This window comes from Sinomonas soli (assembly GCF_054782415.1).
In genome coordinates this window covers 434,422-447,195 of the sequence record NZ_BAAGSN010000015.1, presented here as the reverse complement: position 1 = coordinate 447,195, position 12,774 = coordinate 434,422, and the positions used below count along the sequence as shown (strand labels likewise).

Below are 12,774 nucleotides of genomic sequence, written 5' to 3'. Positions count from 1 at the left end.
GTTGATCACTTGACCGCGCCGGCGGTGAGCCCCGCCACGATCTTGCGCTGGAACACGAGCACGAGGATCACGAGCGGGATCGTCACGATCGTGCCGGCCGCCATGACGGCGGTGTACGGCTCGACGTGCGGCTGCGAGCCGGCGAAGGAGGCGATGGCCACCGTCACCGTCTTGGTGGCGTCGGAGGACAGCTGGCTCGCGATGAGGAACTCGTTCCACGCGCCGATGAAGGCGAGGATCGCCGTCGTGAACGTGGCGGGCGCGGCCAGCGGGAGGATGACCTTCCGGAAGGCCTGGCCCTGGGTGCACCCGTCGATGCGTGCCGATTCCTCGAGCTCCCATGGCATCTCACGGAAGAACGAGGTGAGCGTGTACACGGTGAGCGGCAGGGTGAAGGAGATATCCGGGATGATGAGCGCCTGGTAGGTGCCCATCCACCCGATGTTGGTGAACAGCTGGAACAGCGGCGTCACGAGCGCGACGCCCGGGAACATCGACGCCCCGAGGATGAACCCCATCACCGCGAACTTGAACCGGAAGTTCAGGCGCGCGAGCGCGTAGGCGGCGAAGACGCCGACCACGAGCGCCACCACGGTGGTCACTCCCGCCACGATGAAGCTGTTGAGCAGGTTCTGGGCGAAGTGGTTCCCCAGGCTCGTGTCGAAGACGGTCTTGAAGTTGTCGAGGGTGACGTGCGTGAAGAAGAACGTCGGGTCGAACGTGTAGCCCACGTCGCGGAACGCCGTGACGACCATCCAGTAGAAGGGGGCGAGGCACCAGACGAGGATGATCGCCGCCGAGATGTAGGTGCGCAGTGCGGCCCAGTCGAAGCCCTTGCGGCGCGCTGGGACGGCGGCGGTCCGGGGCAGGGTTGCGGTGGCGGCCATGTCACTTCCTTCCCGCAGAGGTGGCCGCGCCCACGGCGTTCGCGCCGAGGAAGCGGACGAAGATGAAGGCCACGATGAAGATCACGAGGAAGGTGATGGTCGAGAGCGCGGCCGCACTGTTGAACCCCTGTCTGATCTGGTCGACGACGAGGATCGAGAGGGTCGTGGTGTTGTTGCCGCCCTGGGTCATGATGTACGGCAGGTCGAACATGCGCAGGGCATCGAGCATACGGAAGAGGATGGCGACCATGAGGGCCGGCCTGACGAGCGGGAGCGTGATCTGGGTGAAGCGCTGCCACGCGGAGGCGCCGTCGACCTTCGCCGCCTCGTAGACCTCGTCCGGGATGAGCTGGAGGCCAGCGAGGATCAGCAGTGCCATGAACGGCGTGGTCTTCCAGACGTCGGAGATGATGATGGCCCACTTGGCGGGCCATTCCGACCCGGTCCAGAGGATGTGGGTGCCGAAGAGGCTGTTGGCGATGCCGTCGACGGCGAAGATGAAGAACCACAGCTTCGCGGTCACGGCGGTGGGAATGGCCCACGGGACGAGGACGGCCGCACGCACGGCGCTGCGCCCGCGGAACGTCCGCGCCATGATGATGGCCATCCAGAACCCGAGGACCGTCTCGAGGGCCACGGTGACGATGGAGAAGAAGAAGGTGGTCCCGAACGCGTTCCAGAACTGGGATCCGAGAGTGCCCGGGGGGCATGCCTGGCCGTTGCACTGCTGCGCAAGCCAGTGGGCGTAGTTGTCGAACCCGGCCGCGCCGCCCTGGACAAAGAAGCCGTTGACGAGCCCGGCGTCCTTCTGGAAGGACATGATGATCGCGTTGACCACCGGGTAGACGATGACGACCGCAAGCAGGATGATCGTCGGCACGAGCAGGATCGCGGCCGTGCGTCCCTGGGTGACCTGTCTGCGGTCGGCGCTCTCCTTGCCCGGGGTGTGGTGCGGCTCGCGCGTTGCCGCCGTGGCGGCGGCCCGGGGCGGGACCTGAGTGGACATGGGTGTGACTCCTCTGTGAGGACTTTGTCGGCTCTAGGAAGGGGCGGGCGGCCCGGCGCCGCGAGGCACCCGGACCGCCCGCCCCGCAGTGGCTACTGGCTTGCCGCGGTGATGGCGGACTGCATGTCGGTCAGGGCCTGGTCAACCGACTTCGACCCCTTGAGCGCTGCATAGGCGTTGTCCTGGATCGCCTTCGTGACACCCGGGTAGTACGGCGTGACGGGGCGCGGCACGGCGTTCTGGATGGAGGTCAGAAGGGTCGGCAGGTACGGCAGCTTCGCCGTCAGCTGCGGATCCGTGTAGAGGGAGGACAGCACCGGGGCCAGGGAGCCCTGGGTCGCGTAGAACTTCTGCGTGTCAGAGCTCGCGATGAACTTCAGGAAGTCCAGCGCGGTCGCCTTGTGCTGCGAGTAGACGCTGATCGCGGCGTTGTGGCCGCCCAGCGAGGATGCGCCCGGGCCGTCCTTGCCGGGAAGCGGGGCGACGCCGAACTTGTCCTTGACCGTCGAGGAGCCGTCGGTCTTGGCCAGGTTGTAGACGTAGGGCCAGTTGCGCAGGAACAGGAGCTTGCCGTTCTCGAACGCCGTGCGGCCCTGCTCCTCCTGGTACGTGATCGCGTCCTGCGGGATGTTGCCGTTCTTGTAGGCGTCCACGAGCTTGCTGAGCCCGGTCTTGGCCTCGGGCGAGTTGACCACGGCCTTCCCGGAGTCGTCCACGATCTTGCCGCCGAACGAGTTGATGGCTTCCGCGGTGTTCACCGTGAGGCCCTCATACTGGGCGAACTGCCCTGCGTAGCAGCCGATGTTGTTCTGCTTCGCGATGGAGCACATGCTCATCATCTCGTCCCACGTCTTCGGCGGGTTCGGCACGAGGTCCTTGCGGTAGTAGAGCAGGCCGCCGTCCGAGGACTGCGGCGTCGCGTAGAGGGTGCCGTTGTAGGTGGCGGTCTTCACCGTCGCGGGAAGCATCCCCGTGGTGTCCATGGCCATCTTGTCCTTGAGCGGCTGCAGCCAGCCCTTCGCAGCGAACTCGGCAGTCCAGACCACGTCGACGTCGACAACGTCGTAGTTCTGGTCCTTGGCCTGGAAGTGCTGCACGAGGTCGTCGTGCTGCTGGTCGGCCTGGTCCGACTGCTCCTTGAACGTGACCTTCTGGTCAGGGTGGGCCGCGTTCCACTTGTCGATGAGCGGGCGGACCACGTTCGAATTGTCCTTGCCCTGGACGTACGTGATCGGGCCGCGCCCATCGAGGTTGTTGGCCGCATCCCCGCCGCCGGTGCTTCCCCCGCCTCCGCTGGATCCTCCGCTGCAGGCCGAGAGGGCCAGCACCAGTACGCTTGCCGCGGCCAGAGGAGAGGCATATCTGGAGAAGGTTCGGATTCTCATGCTCGACTCCTGTGTCGGTCGAGGCAGCGCTCACGCTCCGCCGCCCCAGTGATGTGTGGTGGCCCTCACATTAGGGGCGATGCAAGGATCTGTGCAAGCGCTTACGCAGATCGTTTTCTCACCGTGACCTAAGCCTCTTGCGGTGCGCCGAGTCCCACCGTGCGGGGGCGCCCCCGCTGATGAGGAGGGCACCCCCGGTGGGCAGCAGAAGGGCGAGGCCTAGTCCCCCTTGAAGAGGCCGGCGATCTTCGAGCCGAACTCCTTGACGTTCTCGGTGACGTCCTCGGCGAGGTCCTTGGCGTGCTGCCCGACGTCGCCGGAGAAGAACTCCTTCACGTTCTCGGTCGCGTCCGCCGCGAACTCCTTCACGTTCTCGGTCGCGTCCGCCGCGAACTCCTTGCCCTTCTCGACCGCGGCCTCGAGACCGTCCTTCGCTCCCTCAGTTCCGTTCCCGCTCATCTGGTCCTCCTATCGGGGCCATGGTGGCCTCTTCGGGTGGGCAGGGTTGCGCCCCCGCGCTCACGGTAGGCGGAGGCGCTGGGAGGCCGCAAGGATCCGGTCCGCGCCCGGGGCAGTGCTAGCGGACCCGCTCGGCGCGGCTGAAACGGGTGCGGGCGCCCGAGGTGATGTGCAGGAGGACGGGGACGGAGACGCCGACCACCCGCCTGAGCCGGTCCACGAGCCGCTCGACGTCCTGGGCGATCGCGGCCGGGTCCGCCCCCTGGCGCGCGACGAGCCGGATCCGCAGGGCGGTGCGGCCCTCGAAGTCCACGGCCACGACGCTGCTGCCCAGGACGTCCTTGCGGGGGGCGAGGGCGGCCCGCACCGCCTGCTCCACGGCCGCGGCCGCGATGCTCACCCGGCCCCGCGCCTCGCCGGGCAGGAACTCGCCTTCCGGCCCGGCACCCCCCTCGGGTCCTGTCGCGGCGACCAGGTCGCTGCGCCCCTTCCCCTGCTGGGCGACCCACCACACCATCAGGAGCACGACGACGACGGCGGCCACCGTGAGCAGCAGCCACAACCAGGAGACCGTGGTCCCGGGCACCCGTGATCCGACGAAGACGGTTCCCGCCGACTCCGCGGCGGAGGGCGCCCAGCCGTGCCACCACGACGCCACCGCCGGCACAGCTGCCAGCAGCACGAGCAGGGCGCCGACCGTGAGGATCACGAGGCCGAACAGGAAGATGAGGACGCGGTTGAGAGCCCGGGGCGTGCCGTTCACGCGCCGACCACCCCCGTCCCCTCGACCCGGACCCGCAGCTGGACATAGGGCTCCGGGCGCAGGCGTGCGAGCTCCTCCTCGGTCGCGGCGAGCACGTCCTCTGCCCGCACTGGAATGCCCGAGGTGGGGCGGACGTACACGATCGCCTCCCGCTCGGTCATGACCACGTTCACCTGCTCGGGCCGGACCACGGCGGCCGCCCGCGCGCGCCGCGCGAGCGCGGAGGCGAGCACCTCGTCGTCGACCACGACGGCGATCCTGCCGCCGGGCAGCGATCGGCGGCCCCGGCGCCCCGGTCGCACGGCCACAACAGCCAGGATCAGGCCGACCATCGCGAGGACCGCGCCGGCTAGCCCGAGGAGCCCGCGATTGGCCCCGGCAGGGAGCCCAGCAACGGCGCGGGCGGCGGACTCGGGATCGATGAGCCACGCTGGCTGGCCCACGGCCTGCAGCGTCGATTCGAGGAGGCCGTACGCGCAGACGGCCGCAACGACGAGAGCCACGAGGGCCGCCACGTACGCCCTGGACGAGCTGGTCTCGCGGCGGACCGCCGAGTCGAGCCCGTGGCCTCCGTCTGCCGACGGCGCCGGGGCGTCCTCGGCCCGGGGGGCTCGGCGCTCAGCCATGCAGGACCTCCACGGGGCGGCCGAGGACGGCCGGCCGACGTTCCGTCCGGATTCCGGAGACACGGATGTCCACGCGGGAGAGCGTTGCCCCGCTCAGACGCGAGACAGACTCGAGGATGCGCCCCTTCGCCATCGCGCAGCGCTCCCACATGCTCCCGCCCCAGGCCGAGACGCCCACCGGCGCACCGGCCTCGGAGAGGTCCGGGATCGCGATCGGCGCGACGATCCGCAGAGCCAGCAGGCCGGCGTCGTCCGACCAGTCCGCCCGGACGTCGCCGGGACGGATGCCCAGCTCGGCGCCGGCAGCCGCCTGCGCGAGACTCGTGAGGGCCTGGGTGCTCACCCGGTTCAGCCCGGCGTAGGCGCTGCCGGGAGGCCTCGAGGGTGGCGCTGGCACGGGCGCCGCGCCGGGCGGGGGCATCTGGCTCACGAGGAGGATCGCCGCCCCAGCAGAGCCTCCCAGACGCGCCGTAGGTCGAGCCGGCCCTCGGCCGCGCGGCCCAGCGCCGCGCCGATGGCCATGAAGAGGAGGGAGACGAGGAAGCCCCACACACCGAACTGGAAGGACATGAAGGCCAGGAAGGCTCCTGCGCCGATGCCCACGACGACCAGACTCACTGCACCTCGATTCCGGGCTTGGCGCCCTGGCGCGGCTCGCCGATGAAGACGTCGGCGATTTCGACGTTGACCTCGATGACCTGCAGCCCGGTGAGCCCCTCGACGGCGTGGTACACGGCCGTGCGGATCTGGTCGGCGAGCTGCTGGAGCGGGACGCCATACTCGGCCACGAGCGTCACGTCGACGGCCGCCTGGGCCTGGCCAACCTCTGCGCGGACGCCCGCCGCATGGTCGCTCAGCGCGGGACCGACGGCCTCGCGGATCGCCCCGAGCGCGCGCGAGGGGGCCGACCCGAGGGAGTGGACGCCCGGGACTGCCCGCGCGGCGGCCGCGGCGACCTTGGCCACAGCATTCTCGTGGACCACGGTCCGTCCCGTGGCGGCGACAGCAGCGCTGAACTCATCACCGAGCGCGCCTGGTTCCTGGGTCATCCGGCCTCCCCTCGTCGCCTCTGCGCACTACCTTAGTACGCACCGCCGACACTGGACCTGAGGCGCCGCGCGGGCTGTGTTCAGGCGGCGACGAGTCCGTCCGCGACGACGCCGAGCATCGAGGCGACCTCGTCCCGCCCGAGGCCGCTCCCGTCCGCGACCGCTGCGACCGCGCCGACGAGTCGCGAGATCTCCATCGCATCCACGCCCGGGCGCAGCGCGGGGCCCAACTCGTCGATGACCCGCTGGTTCGCGCCGAGGTACCGCGTGCACTTGGCGGCAAAGGGCGAGGCCGGGTCACCGAGCGCGAGGGTGATGCGCGCGGCCGCGCCCTTGTGCCCATTGAGCAGGTCGACATAGTCGCCGAACCAGCTCACAAGCTTGTCCCTCGCGGAGGCGTCGAGCCCGAGGGCCCGGTCCACGGCAGCCTTGACCTTATCCGTCCACGCCTCCAGTACGGCGTCGTACAGCGCCTCCTTGGTGGGGAAGTGGCGATACAGGGTCCCGGCCCCGACTCCTGCAGCCTTGGCCACCTCGTCCATCGACACCCCGGCGAAGCCCTTCTCCTTGAACAGGGCACGGGCGATCTCCACGATGCGGTCGCGGTTGCGGCGGGCATCAGCGCGCACGGTCTGGACACCTTTCCTCAAGACGGATTGCCAAACGGAGACACTCTCCGTATAGTTCTAACCGGAGGAACTCTCCTCTTTAGTGTACGTCAGCCCCTCGGCCAGAACAGGACACTTCCCCATGCCACAAACCACTGCAGCCCGCGTGCCCGCAGCCGGGCAGTCCACCGGCCCCGCCAGAAGCAGCCGCGCGGGAAACGCCGGCCTCTGGCTGGTCATGCTCGCCCAGCTCATGCTCGTCCTCGACGCGACCGTGGTGAACGTCGCGCTCCCACACATTGCCGTGGACCTCCGCTTCTCCCCCGCCCAGCTCAGCTGGGTGCTCAACGCCTACGCCCTCGCCTTCGGCGGCGTCCTGCTGCTGGGAGGCAGGGTCGGAGACGTCCTCGGACGCCGCCGCACCTTCCTCGTCGGGGTCGGGGCCTTCACCGCCTTCTCACTCCTCGGAGGCCTCGCGGCCTCACCCGTCGTCCTTGTCGTGGCCCGCGCCCTCCAGGGCCTCGGGGCCGCGTTCGCCGCACCGAGCGTGCTCGCGCTCGTCACCACCTCCGCGAAGGACGACGGCGCGCGCCACCGCGCGCTCGCCCTCTTCTCCGCCATTGCCTCCATGGGCGGCGCGCTGGGCCTCATCCTCGGCGGCATCCTCACCGACGCCGCCAACTGGCGGTGGACGCTCTTCATCAACGTGCCCATCGGGGCCCTGATCCTCGTGGCGGTCCCGCGGCTCGTCGACGAGACCCCGCGCCGGTCCGGGCGCTTCGACGTGCTCGGCGCCGTGACCGCAACCGGCGGGGCGGTCGCGATCGTGTGGGCGCTGCTCCAGGCGGCGGACTTCGGCTGGGCGGACGCCCGGACGATCGGCGGCCTCGCCGTCGGCGTGGCGCTGCTGGCTGCGCTGGGCGTCACCGAACTCCGCGTGGCGCACCCACTCCTGCGCCCCGAGCTGCTCCGGAGCCCCAGCCGGCTCAGCGCCCTCGCGACCATGGCGGCGACCTTCGGCGGCATGCTCGCGATGTTCTTCCTGATGGTCCAGTACCTCGAGGACGTCCTCCGCCTGTCCCCTCTCGTGACAGGGCTCGTGTTCCTTCCGATGCCGCTGAGCATCTTCGCGGTCTCGCGGATCATCTCCCGGCTGGTCGAGCGCTTCGGCCCCGAGCGGCTCGTGACCGCGGGCGCCCTGCTGCGGGTGGTGGGGTTCCTCCCGCTCACCCAGCTGGGGCCAGAGACGCCGTTCGCGGTCGTCGTCGGCGCGCTCCTGTGCACCGGGATCTCCGCGGGCCTGACCTTCATGCCGCTCACGACCCTCGCGCTTCGGGACGTCGAGCCCGAGCATGCCGGTTCGGCGTCGGGCCTGTTCCAGACCATGCAGCAGCTCGGCGGCGCGGTGGGCCTCGCCATCGTTGCATCGACCTATGCTGCCTTCGCGGTCCCGGGCGATTTCCTCGCCGGGGGCCGGGCCGGGTTCGTCTCCGCCGCCGTCCTCTCGGGGCTCGCGCTGGTCGCCGCGGTGGGACTGTCGCTCCGGGTGCGGCGCGGGTGAGTGCCGCCCGGCGGGCGTGCTCAGCCGGCCTCGGCCAGGAGCTTGAGGTTCTCGAGCGTCTGCTGGCGCGCCCGCTCCTGCATCCGCTCGATGATGAGCTCGTCCGCGAACTTCCCGATGGCGCTCCCCGGCACGTTGTAGTCGAACTCCGCCGTCACCCGGGTGCCGTTCCCTGCCGGCTCGTAGTCCCACACCTGCCAGCCACGGAGGGGCCCCTCGAACTCGAGGCGGATGCGCTGACCGCCGGTCGGAGTCGGGCTGCTCTCGGTGACCCGGGTCGTCACGTGGAAGGGGACCCCGGCCATGAGGTACTTGTGCTCCACAACGGTGCCCGGACCGCCGTCGCCCTCGATCTTCTCGGCCTCGCCCAGCTTCACCCACCACGACGCCCAGTGCTCCGGGTCCGCCGCCACTTCGACCACCCGCTCGACCGGAGCGTCGATGGACGTGCTCACCTTGATGTGTCCCATGGAACGACGCTAGGGGCGGCAGCTCCCGGTCGGCCACGGCCCAAAGGCCCGGTGGAGCAGCGCGTCCGCGGACGAGGTCCACAGGGAAACAACAGAGGCCCCCGCTGCTGCGGGGGCCTCTGGCTGAAGTGGCTCCGACCGGCGTCGATCCGGTGACCTTTCGATTTTCAGTCGAACGCTCTACCAACTGAGCTACAGAGCCTCGATGATCTCTCACCGAAAGGCAACTGACCGTGGGCCATGTCGCCGAAGCGACCCTGACGGGACTTGAACCCGCGACCTCCGCCGTGACAGGGCGGCGCGCTAACCAACTGCGCTACAGGGCCTCGTATTTGCGGGCTGAACCCCGCTCACAAGACTTAGATCCTAGCAGACCCTTCGGGGCCTTCCCAAATCCTCATCCTGCGTACCCCCAACGGGATTCGAACCCGTGTCGCCGCCGTGAAAGGGCGGTGTCCTAGGCCACTAGACGATGGGGGCCAGCCAGACCATCAAACTATAGGGCCGGCCTCTCTGGCCAGACAAATCAGTAGAGTGGGGCGCATGGGCGGGGCATGGATGGGCGAGGATGAGTTCGAGGCGGCCGTCGACGCCGCCCTCGCCCGGATCCCGCGGCGCGTCGCCAAGCACATGGACAATGTGGCCGTCTTCATCGAGGACACCTACGTCCCGGGCGCCCACGAGGACCCGGACACGGTCCTGCTGGGCCTCTACGAGGGTACGCCGCTCACCGAGCGGGGCGAGTGGTACGCCGCCGGCTCGCTTCCCGACCGCATCACGATCTTCCGCGAGCCGATCCTGCAGATGTGCTCCACCCGTGAGGAGGTCGTCCAGGAGATCCTCGTGACCGTGGTGCACGAGTTCGCGCACCACTTCGGGATCGACGACGCCCGCCTCCACGAGCTGGGCTGGGGCTGACCCGCCGCCCCGCCTTCCTCATCCCGCCGCCCCGCCCTCCTCATCCGCCGTCCCGCCCTCCTCATCCCGCCGCCCCCTGCGTTTCGGGTACGCATCTCGTCGTCTTTCTGGCATTCCGGGTACGACGGCGACCATGGGCTGCCGCTGGGAACCGCACCAAGGCGGGGACCGGCGTCGTGCGCACCGCGGCCAGAAGCAAGGCCGTCTTGTACCCGAAACGCCGAAAAACCGCCGGGATACGTACCCGGAAGGGGGAAAGGGCGACGAGATGCGTACCCGAAACGGGCGCCCGGGTGGGTGGTGGGGTGAGGTTAGTGGGCGAGCATCGGGCCGAAGGACGCCCGGTCGGCGAGGCGCTCGTCGGCGCTGTCGGGAACGACCATGACGGGGCCCTTGGCGTGGTGGAGGACGCCGTCCGTCGTCGAGCCGAGCAGCATGCCGGTGAAGCCGCCGCGGCCGCGCGTGCCGAGCACGAGGAGGTCGACGGTGTGCGAGACGTCCACGAGCACGTCCACGGGGGCGCCGTCGAGCAGGCTCGTCTGCACCTCGAGGTCGGGGAAGTGGCTCTGGAGCCAAGCCGTCCCCGCCTTGAGCTGGGCGCGGATGTCCTGGAACAGCTGCTCCCTGTCCACCGGCGCGGGGACCCACGCGAGGCTCCCGCTGAACTGCGGCACCGCGCAGACGACCCGCAGCGGAACGCCCCGCATCATCGCCTCCTCGGCCGCCACGAGGACCGCCACTCGGGCCTGGTCTGAGCCGTCGACGCCGACCGCCACCACGTCCTCGACGCGCACGGGGCCTTCCTTGGACTGCTCCTCGCGGACATGCCGGTCCTCGATGACGCCGCCGATCCGCTCCGCGAAGCGCAGCGGAACGGTCACGGTGGTGCAGTGTGCATGGGCGGGGAGGGCGCTCGAGACGGAGCCAAGGAGCCTGCCGACGAACCCGCCGCGGCCGCGGGAGCCGAACACGAGGAGCTCTGCTGCCCTGGAGAATTCGAGGAGCACTCCGGCTGCGTCGCCGGACTCGACGGAGGAGGTGACCTCGAGGCCCTCGACGTCGCCGAGCTGCTCGATCGCCTCCCTGAGGACGGCCTCCGCGCCGTCGCGGATCACGGTGTCGTCGAAGGTCGCGTAGCCGCCGTCCAGGCCCGACGCCGCGAAGAGGGGAACGCTGTAGGCCGTCACGACATGGAGGGGGCGCCGGCGCCGCCGGGCCTCCTGGGCCGCCCATGCGAGGGCGCACCGGCCATGCTCGGAGCCGTCGACGCCGACCACGATCCCCGTGGGGAGATCGGCTCCAGCCGGCTCTCCGCCGGCCGCATCGTCCTGGGGGTGGAGCTGGGCGTCCATGGCATCCTCCTCGACTCGCTGGGAGCCTAACACGGCCCCCACATGGCCAATGTCCCCCGTGACAGAGGGGTGGTCAAGGCCGCCCGGAGGAACCGTCCACAAGGTCACAGAACGGTCTACCGAAGCGCCCGGATTTTCTGTAGGGTCGAGTGCGTCACCCCGTTCTGGAACGAACCTTTCGGATGCGGGGTGGTGTTCTGCAAGCAGTGTCGGGGGAACCGCGCGAGCAGCAACCGACCATGCAACTCCGCAGGAGGACCAGCCCCGTGCCCAAGCCATCGCGCCATGAGGACGCGCCGAGCCCGCAGCCCGGGGCGCTCCAGGACGAGGACCCCTGCTCCGAGTCGACGAGTGCCATCGTGATCGGGACGGGCCTGTCCGGGCTCGCAGTCGCCGCAGAGCTCGCCCGCCACGCCGTGGCCACCGTCACCGTGGACGGGCTCGAGAGCTCGGCCCCCACCACCGCCACGTGCGCCCTGCGGGTCGCGGACCTCTCGAGCGCCGAGTCCATGGAGTACCTCGAGGTGCTGCGCCACCTCCGCAAGCACGCCGTGAGCCACGGCCTCGACGTGCGCCACCACCTCACCGCGCGCCACCTCGCCCTCGTCGAGGCGCAGGAGCCCGGGGCGCCGGCACGGTGGGCCGTGCGCACCGACACCGGCGTCCTGTACGCGGACGCCGTGGTGCTCACCCGCTGCGCGCACAACCAGCTGCGGCGCTTCCTCGCCGACCTCGGCTACTCCCTCGGCGAGCACCTGCTCGAGGCCCTCGGGCAGATCGGCCTCTACCTCGTGGGCGTAACGGGGCTGGCCGCACCCAGCACCCGCGAGGTGCTCCTGCAGGCCAAGCACGTGGGCGCCGAGGTGTCCGCGCAGGTCGGCGCCGGCCTCCAGCCGGCCTGACGCGCGGGACTCCCGCCAGGCAAGACGGGCCCGTTCCCTTCCGGGTCAGTCCCCTTCCGGGTCCCCGGGCATTTCCTCCCCGCGGGAGAGCCGGCGCCGGGCGCCCGCCCCGAGCGCCGCGAGGAGTCCGACGGCAACTACGGCGAACACCACGACCATCCACGGGAACGGCTCCGACGGGGCCGCCGGCGCGGGAGGGGCCGTCTGCGCAGTGCCCGGCTGCGAGGCCTGGATCCCGGGCGGCGTGCCCGGCCCCGCGGACGCCCCGGTGCCGGAGGCCGGCGTCGTGCCTCCCGCGGCGACCGTGAAGGTGAAGGTCCCCTCGATCGGGTGCGAGTCCGAGCTCACCACGCGCCACACCACCGTGTAGGCGCCCGCCGGGCCGCCGGCGCTGAGCTTCTGGTGGACGCTGCGGTCGACCACCTCGGGGGCGCCGTCCGAGACGACCCTCCCGGCGGGGTCGGTCACCGTGATCTGCGCGCCCACGCCGAGGGGCGTCTCGCTGAAGTCCAGCCGCACCTCCCCCGGCGCCGCGGCCACCGTCGCGCCCGACGTCGGGGCGGAGCCTTCCAGCGCGTCGTGGGCGAAGGCCGGGGCCGGGGCGACCAGGAGGAGCGCGAGGACCGTCAGGGCAGCGGACGCCGCAACGGTCCCACGGGCCGAGGACACGCGGAGGCGGCGGAGGATCTGCATCACACCAGCGTATTTTCCGGCCAGAGGGCCCACAACTGGCGAGTAGTATTGACCCGGCCTTCCGGCTGCCCGGGACGCCCCGCACCCCTCAATCC

General features: G+C 70.5%; 16 protein-coding genes and 3 tRNA genes. 3 read left to right on the top strand and 16 right to left on the bottom strand.

The features are described 5' to 3' along the window. Positions 1 to 5: 5 nt before the first annotated feature. The 10 genes from ACYVKZ_RS15630 to ACYVKZ_RS15585 all read right to left on the bottom strand — a co-directional run bounded on the left by ACYVKZ_RS15630 (position 6) and on the right by ACYVKZ_RS15585 (position 6,804). Complete coding sequence (locus ACYVKZ_RS15630) at positions 6 to 887, bottom strand: carbohydrate ABC transporter permease (RefSeq protein ID WP_460993133.1); 882 nt, start codon at positions 885 to 887, stop codon at positions 6 to 8. Position 888: 1 nt separating this feature from the next. Continuing rightward, on the bottom strand, positions 889 to 1,893 hold the full coding sequence (locus tag ACYVKZ_RS15625) for a carbohydrate ABC transporter permease (protein ID WP_307007001.1): 1,005 nt from the start codon (positions 1,891 to 1,893) through the stop codon (positions 889 to 891). A gap of 92 nt (positions 1,894 to 1,985) precedes the next feature. Beyond that, complete coding sequence (locus ACYVKZ_RS15620) at positions 1,986 to 3,278, bottom strand: ABC transporter substrate-binding protein (RefSeq protein ID WP_373458012.1); 1,293 nt, start codon at positions 3,276 to 3,278, stop codon at positions 1,986 to 1,988. Between the two features lie 219 nt (positions 3,279 to 3,497). Next, on the bottom strand, positions 3,498 to 3,737 hold the full coding sequence (locus ACYVKZ_RS15615) for a hypothetical protein (protein ID WP_460993131.1): 240 nt from the start codon (positions 3,735 to 3,737) through the stop codon (positions 3,498 to 3,500). A 118-nt stretch (positions 3,738 to 3,855) separates the two neighbouring features. Further along, positions 3,856 to 4,500: a hypothetical protein gene (locus ACYVKZ_RS15610; RefSeq protein ID WP_460993130.1), complete on the bottom strand. Its 645-nt coding sequence runs from the start codon at positions 4,498 to 4,500 to the stop codon at positions 3,856 to 3,858. After that, complete coding sequence (locus ACYVKZ_RS15605; protein WP_460993129.1) at positions 4,497 to 5,126, bottom strand: hypothetical protein; 630 nt, start codon at positions 5,124 to 5,126, stop codon at positions 4,497 to 4,499. The genes ACYVKZ_RS15610 and ACYVKZ_RS15605 overlap by 4 nt, the downstream gene beginning before the upstream one ends. Beyond that, positions 5,119 to 5,547: a hypothetical protein gene (locus ACYVKZ_RS15600; RefSeq protein ID WP_460993197.1), complete on the bottom strand. Its 429-nt coding sequence runs from the start codon at positions 5,545 to 5,547 to the stop codon at positions 5,119 to 5,121. The genes ACYVKZ_RS15605 and ACYVKZ_RS15600 overlap by 8 nt, the downstream gene beginning before the upstream one ends. A gap of 5 nt (positions 5,548 to 5,552) precedes the next feature. Next, complete coding sequence (locus ACYVKZ_RS15595) at positions 5,553 to 5,744, bottom strand: hypothetical protein (protein WP_066494703.1); 192 nt, start codon at positions 5,742 to 5,744, stop codon at positions 5,553 to 5,555. Then, on the bottom strand, positions 5,741 to 6,175 hold the full coding sequence (locus ACYVKZ_RS15590; RefSeq protein WP_307006995.1) for an Asp23/Gls24 family envelope stress response protein: 435 nt from the start codon (positions 6,173 to 6,175) through the stop codon (positions 5,741 to 5,743). Before ACYVKZ_RS15590 ends, ACYVKZ_RS15595 begins: the two co-directional genes overlap by 4 nt. A gap of 80 nt (positions 6,176 to 6,255) precedes the next feature. Next, positions 6,256 to 6,804, bottom strand: a complete 549-nt coding sequence (locus ACYVKZ_RS15585; RefSeq protein ID WP_460993128.1) for a TetR/AcrR family transcriptional regulator — start codon at positions 6,802 to 6,804, stop codon at positions 6,256 to 6,258. Between the two features lie 121 nt (positions 6,805 to 6,925). On the opposite strand from ACYVKZ_RS15585, the gene ACYVKZ_RS15580 reads away from it, so the two are divergent. Beyond that, positions 6,926 to 8,344, top strand: coding sequence for an MFS transporter (locus ACYVKZ_RS15580; RefSeq protein WP_460993127.1), 1,419 nt, complete (start codon positions 6,926 to 6,928; stop codon positions 8,342 to 8,344). Between the two features lie 20 nt (positions 8,345 to 8,364). On the opposite strand, the gene ACYVKZ_RS15575 is transcribed toward ACYVKZ_RS15580, so the two are convergent. The 4 genes from ACYVKZ_RS15575 to ACYVKZ_RS15560 all read right to left on the bottom strand — a co-directional run bounded on the left by ACYVKZ_RS15575 (position 8,365) and on the right by ACYVKZ_RS15560 (position 9,294). Continuing rightward, positions 8,365 to 8,814: an SRPBCC family protein gene (locus tag ACYVKZ_RS15575; RefSeq protein ID WP_460993126.1), complete on the bottom strand. Its 450-nt coding sequence runs from the start codon at positions 8,812 to 8,814 to the stop codon at positions 8,365 to 8,367. Between the two features lie 129 nt (positions 8,815 to 8,943). Then, a tRNA-Phe gene (locus ACYVKZ_RS15570) sits at positions 8,944 to 9,016 on the bottom strand. Between the two features lie 50 nt (positions 9,017 to 9,066). Further along, positions 9,067 to 9,140, bottom strand: a tRNA-Asp gene (locus ACYVKZ_RS15565). Positions 9,141 to 9,221: 81 nt separating this feature from the next. Further along, a tRNA-Glu gene (locus ACYVKZ_RS15560) sits at positions 9,222 to 9,294 on the bottom strand. Positions 9,295 to 9,357: 63 nt separating this feature from the next. Between ACYVKZ_RS15560 and ACYVKZ_RS15555 the strand changes: the two genes are divergently transcribed. Next, the gene (locus tag ACYVKZ_RS15555) at positions 9,358 to 9,732 is read left to right on the top strand and encodes a metallopeptidase family protein (protein ID WP_460993125.1); all 375 of its coding nucleotides are present in this window, start codon (positions 9,358 to 9,360) and stop codon (positions 9,730 to 9,732) included. 311 nt (positions 9,733 to 10,043) lie between these two features. Here ACYVKZ_RS15555 and ACYVKZ_RS15550 read toward each other — a convergent pair whose 3' ends face one another. Continuing rightward, positions 10,044 to 11,084: a universal stress protein gene (locus tag ACYVKZ_RS15550; RefSeq protein ID WP_460993123.1), complete on the bottom strand. Its 1,041-nt coding sequence runs from the start codon at positions 11,082 to 11,084 to the stop codon at positions 10,044 to 10,046. Between the two features lie 266 nt (positions 11,085 to 11,350). On the opposite strand from ACYVKZ_RS15550, the gene ACYVKZ_RS15545 reads away from it, so the two are divergent. Continuing rightward, positions 11,351 to 11,986 carry an FAD-dependent monooxygenase gene (locus tag ACYVKZ_RS15545; RefSeq protein ID WP_460993122.1) on the top strand — a complete coding sequence of 212 codons (636 nt, stop codon included), beginning with the start codon at positions 11,351 to 11,353 and terminating at the stop codon, positions 11,984 to 11,986. 45 nt (positions 11,987 to 12,031) lie between these two features. Here the strand turns inward: ACYVKZ_RS15545 and ACYVKZ_RS15540 are convergent, their stop codons facing one another. After that, positions 12,032 to 12,679, bottom strand: a complete 648-nt coding sequence (locus tag ACYVKZ_RS15540) for a copper resistance CopC family protein (RefSeq protein WP_460993121.1) — start codon at positions 12,677 to 12,679, stop codon at positions 12,032 to 12,034. Positions 12,680 to 12,774: the final 95 nt, after the last annotated feature.

Coding starts and splice junctions, on each gene's coding strand:
- ACYVKZ_RS15630 (WP_460993133.1), bottom strand. CDS start 887: ATGGCCGCCACCGCAACCCTGCCCCGGACCGCCGCCGTCCCAGCGCGC.
- ACYVKZ_RS15625 (WP_307007001.1), bottom strand. CDS start 1,893: ATGTCCACTCAGGTCCCGCCCCGGGCCGCCGCCACGGCGGCAACGCGC.
- ACYVKZ_RS15620 (WP_373458012.1), bottom strand. CDS start 3,278: ATGAGAATCCGAACCTTCTCCAGATATGCCTCTCCTCTGGCCGCGGCA.
- ACYVKZ_RS15615 (WP_460993131.1), bottom strand. CDS start 3,737: ATGAGCGGGAACGGAACTGAGGGAGCGAAGGACGGTCTCGAGGCCGCG.
- ACYVKZ_RS15605 (WP_460993129.1), bottom strand. CDS start 5,126: ATGGCTGAGCGCCGAGCCCCCCGGGCCGAGGACGCCCCGGCGCCGTCG.
- ACYVKZ_RS15600 (WP_460993197.1), bottom strand. CDS start 5,547: ATGCCCCCGCCCGGCGCGGCGCCCGTGCCAGCGCCACCCTCGAGGCCT.
- ACYVKZ_RS15590 (WP_307006995.1), bottom strand. CDS start 6,175: ATGACCCAGGAACCAGGCGCGCTCGGTGATGAGTTCAGCGCTGCTGTC.
- ACYVKZ_RS15580 (WP_460993127.1), top strand. CDS start 6,926: ATGCCACAAACCACTGCAGCCCGCGTGCCCGCAGCCGGGCAGTCCACC.
- ACYVKZ_RS15575 (WP_460993126.1), bottom strand. CDS start 8,814: ATGGGACACATCAAGGTGAGCACGTCCATCGACGCTCCGGTCGAGCGG.
- ACYVKZ_RS15555 (WP_460993125.1), top strand. CDS start 9,358: ATGGGCGGGGCATGGATGGGCGAGGATGAGTTCGAGGCGGCCGTCGAC.
- ACYVKZ_RS15550 (WP_460993123.1), bottom strand. CDS start 11,084: ATGGACGCCCAGCTCCACCCCCAGGACGATGCGGCCGGCGGAGAGCCG.
- ACYVKZ_RS15540 (WP_460993121.1), bottom strand. CDS start 12,679: ATGCAGATCCTCCGCCGCCTCCGCGTGTCCTCGGCCCGTGGGACCGTT.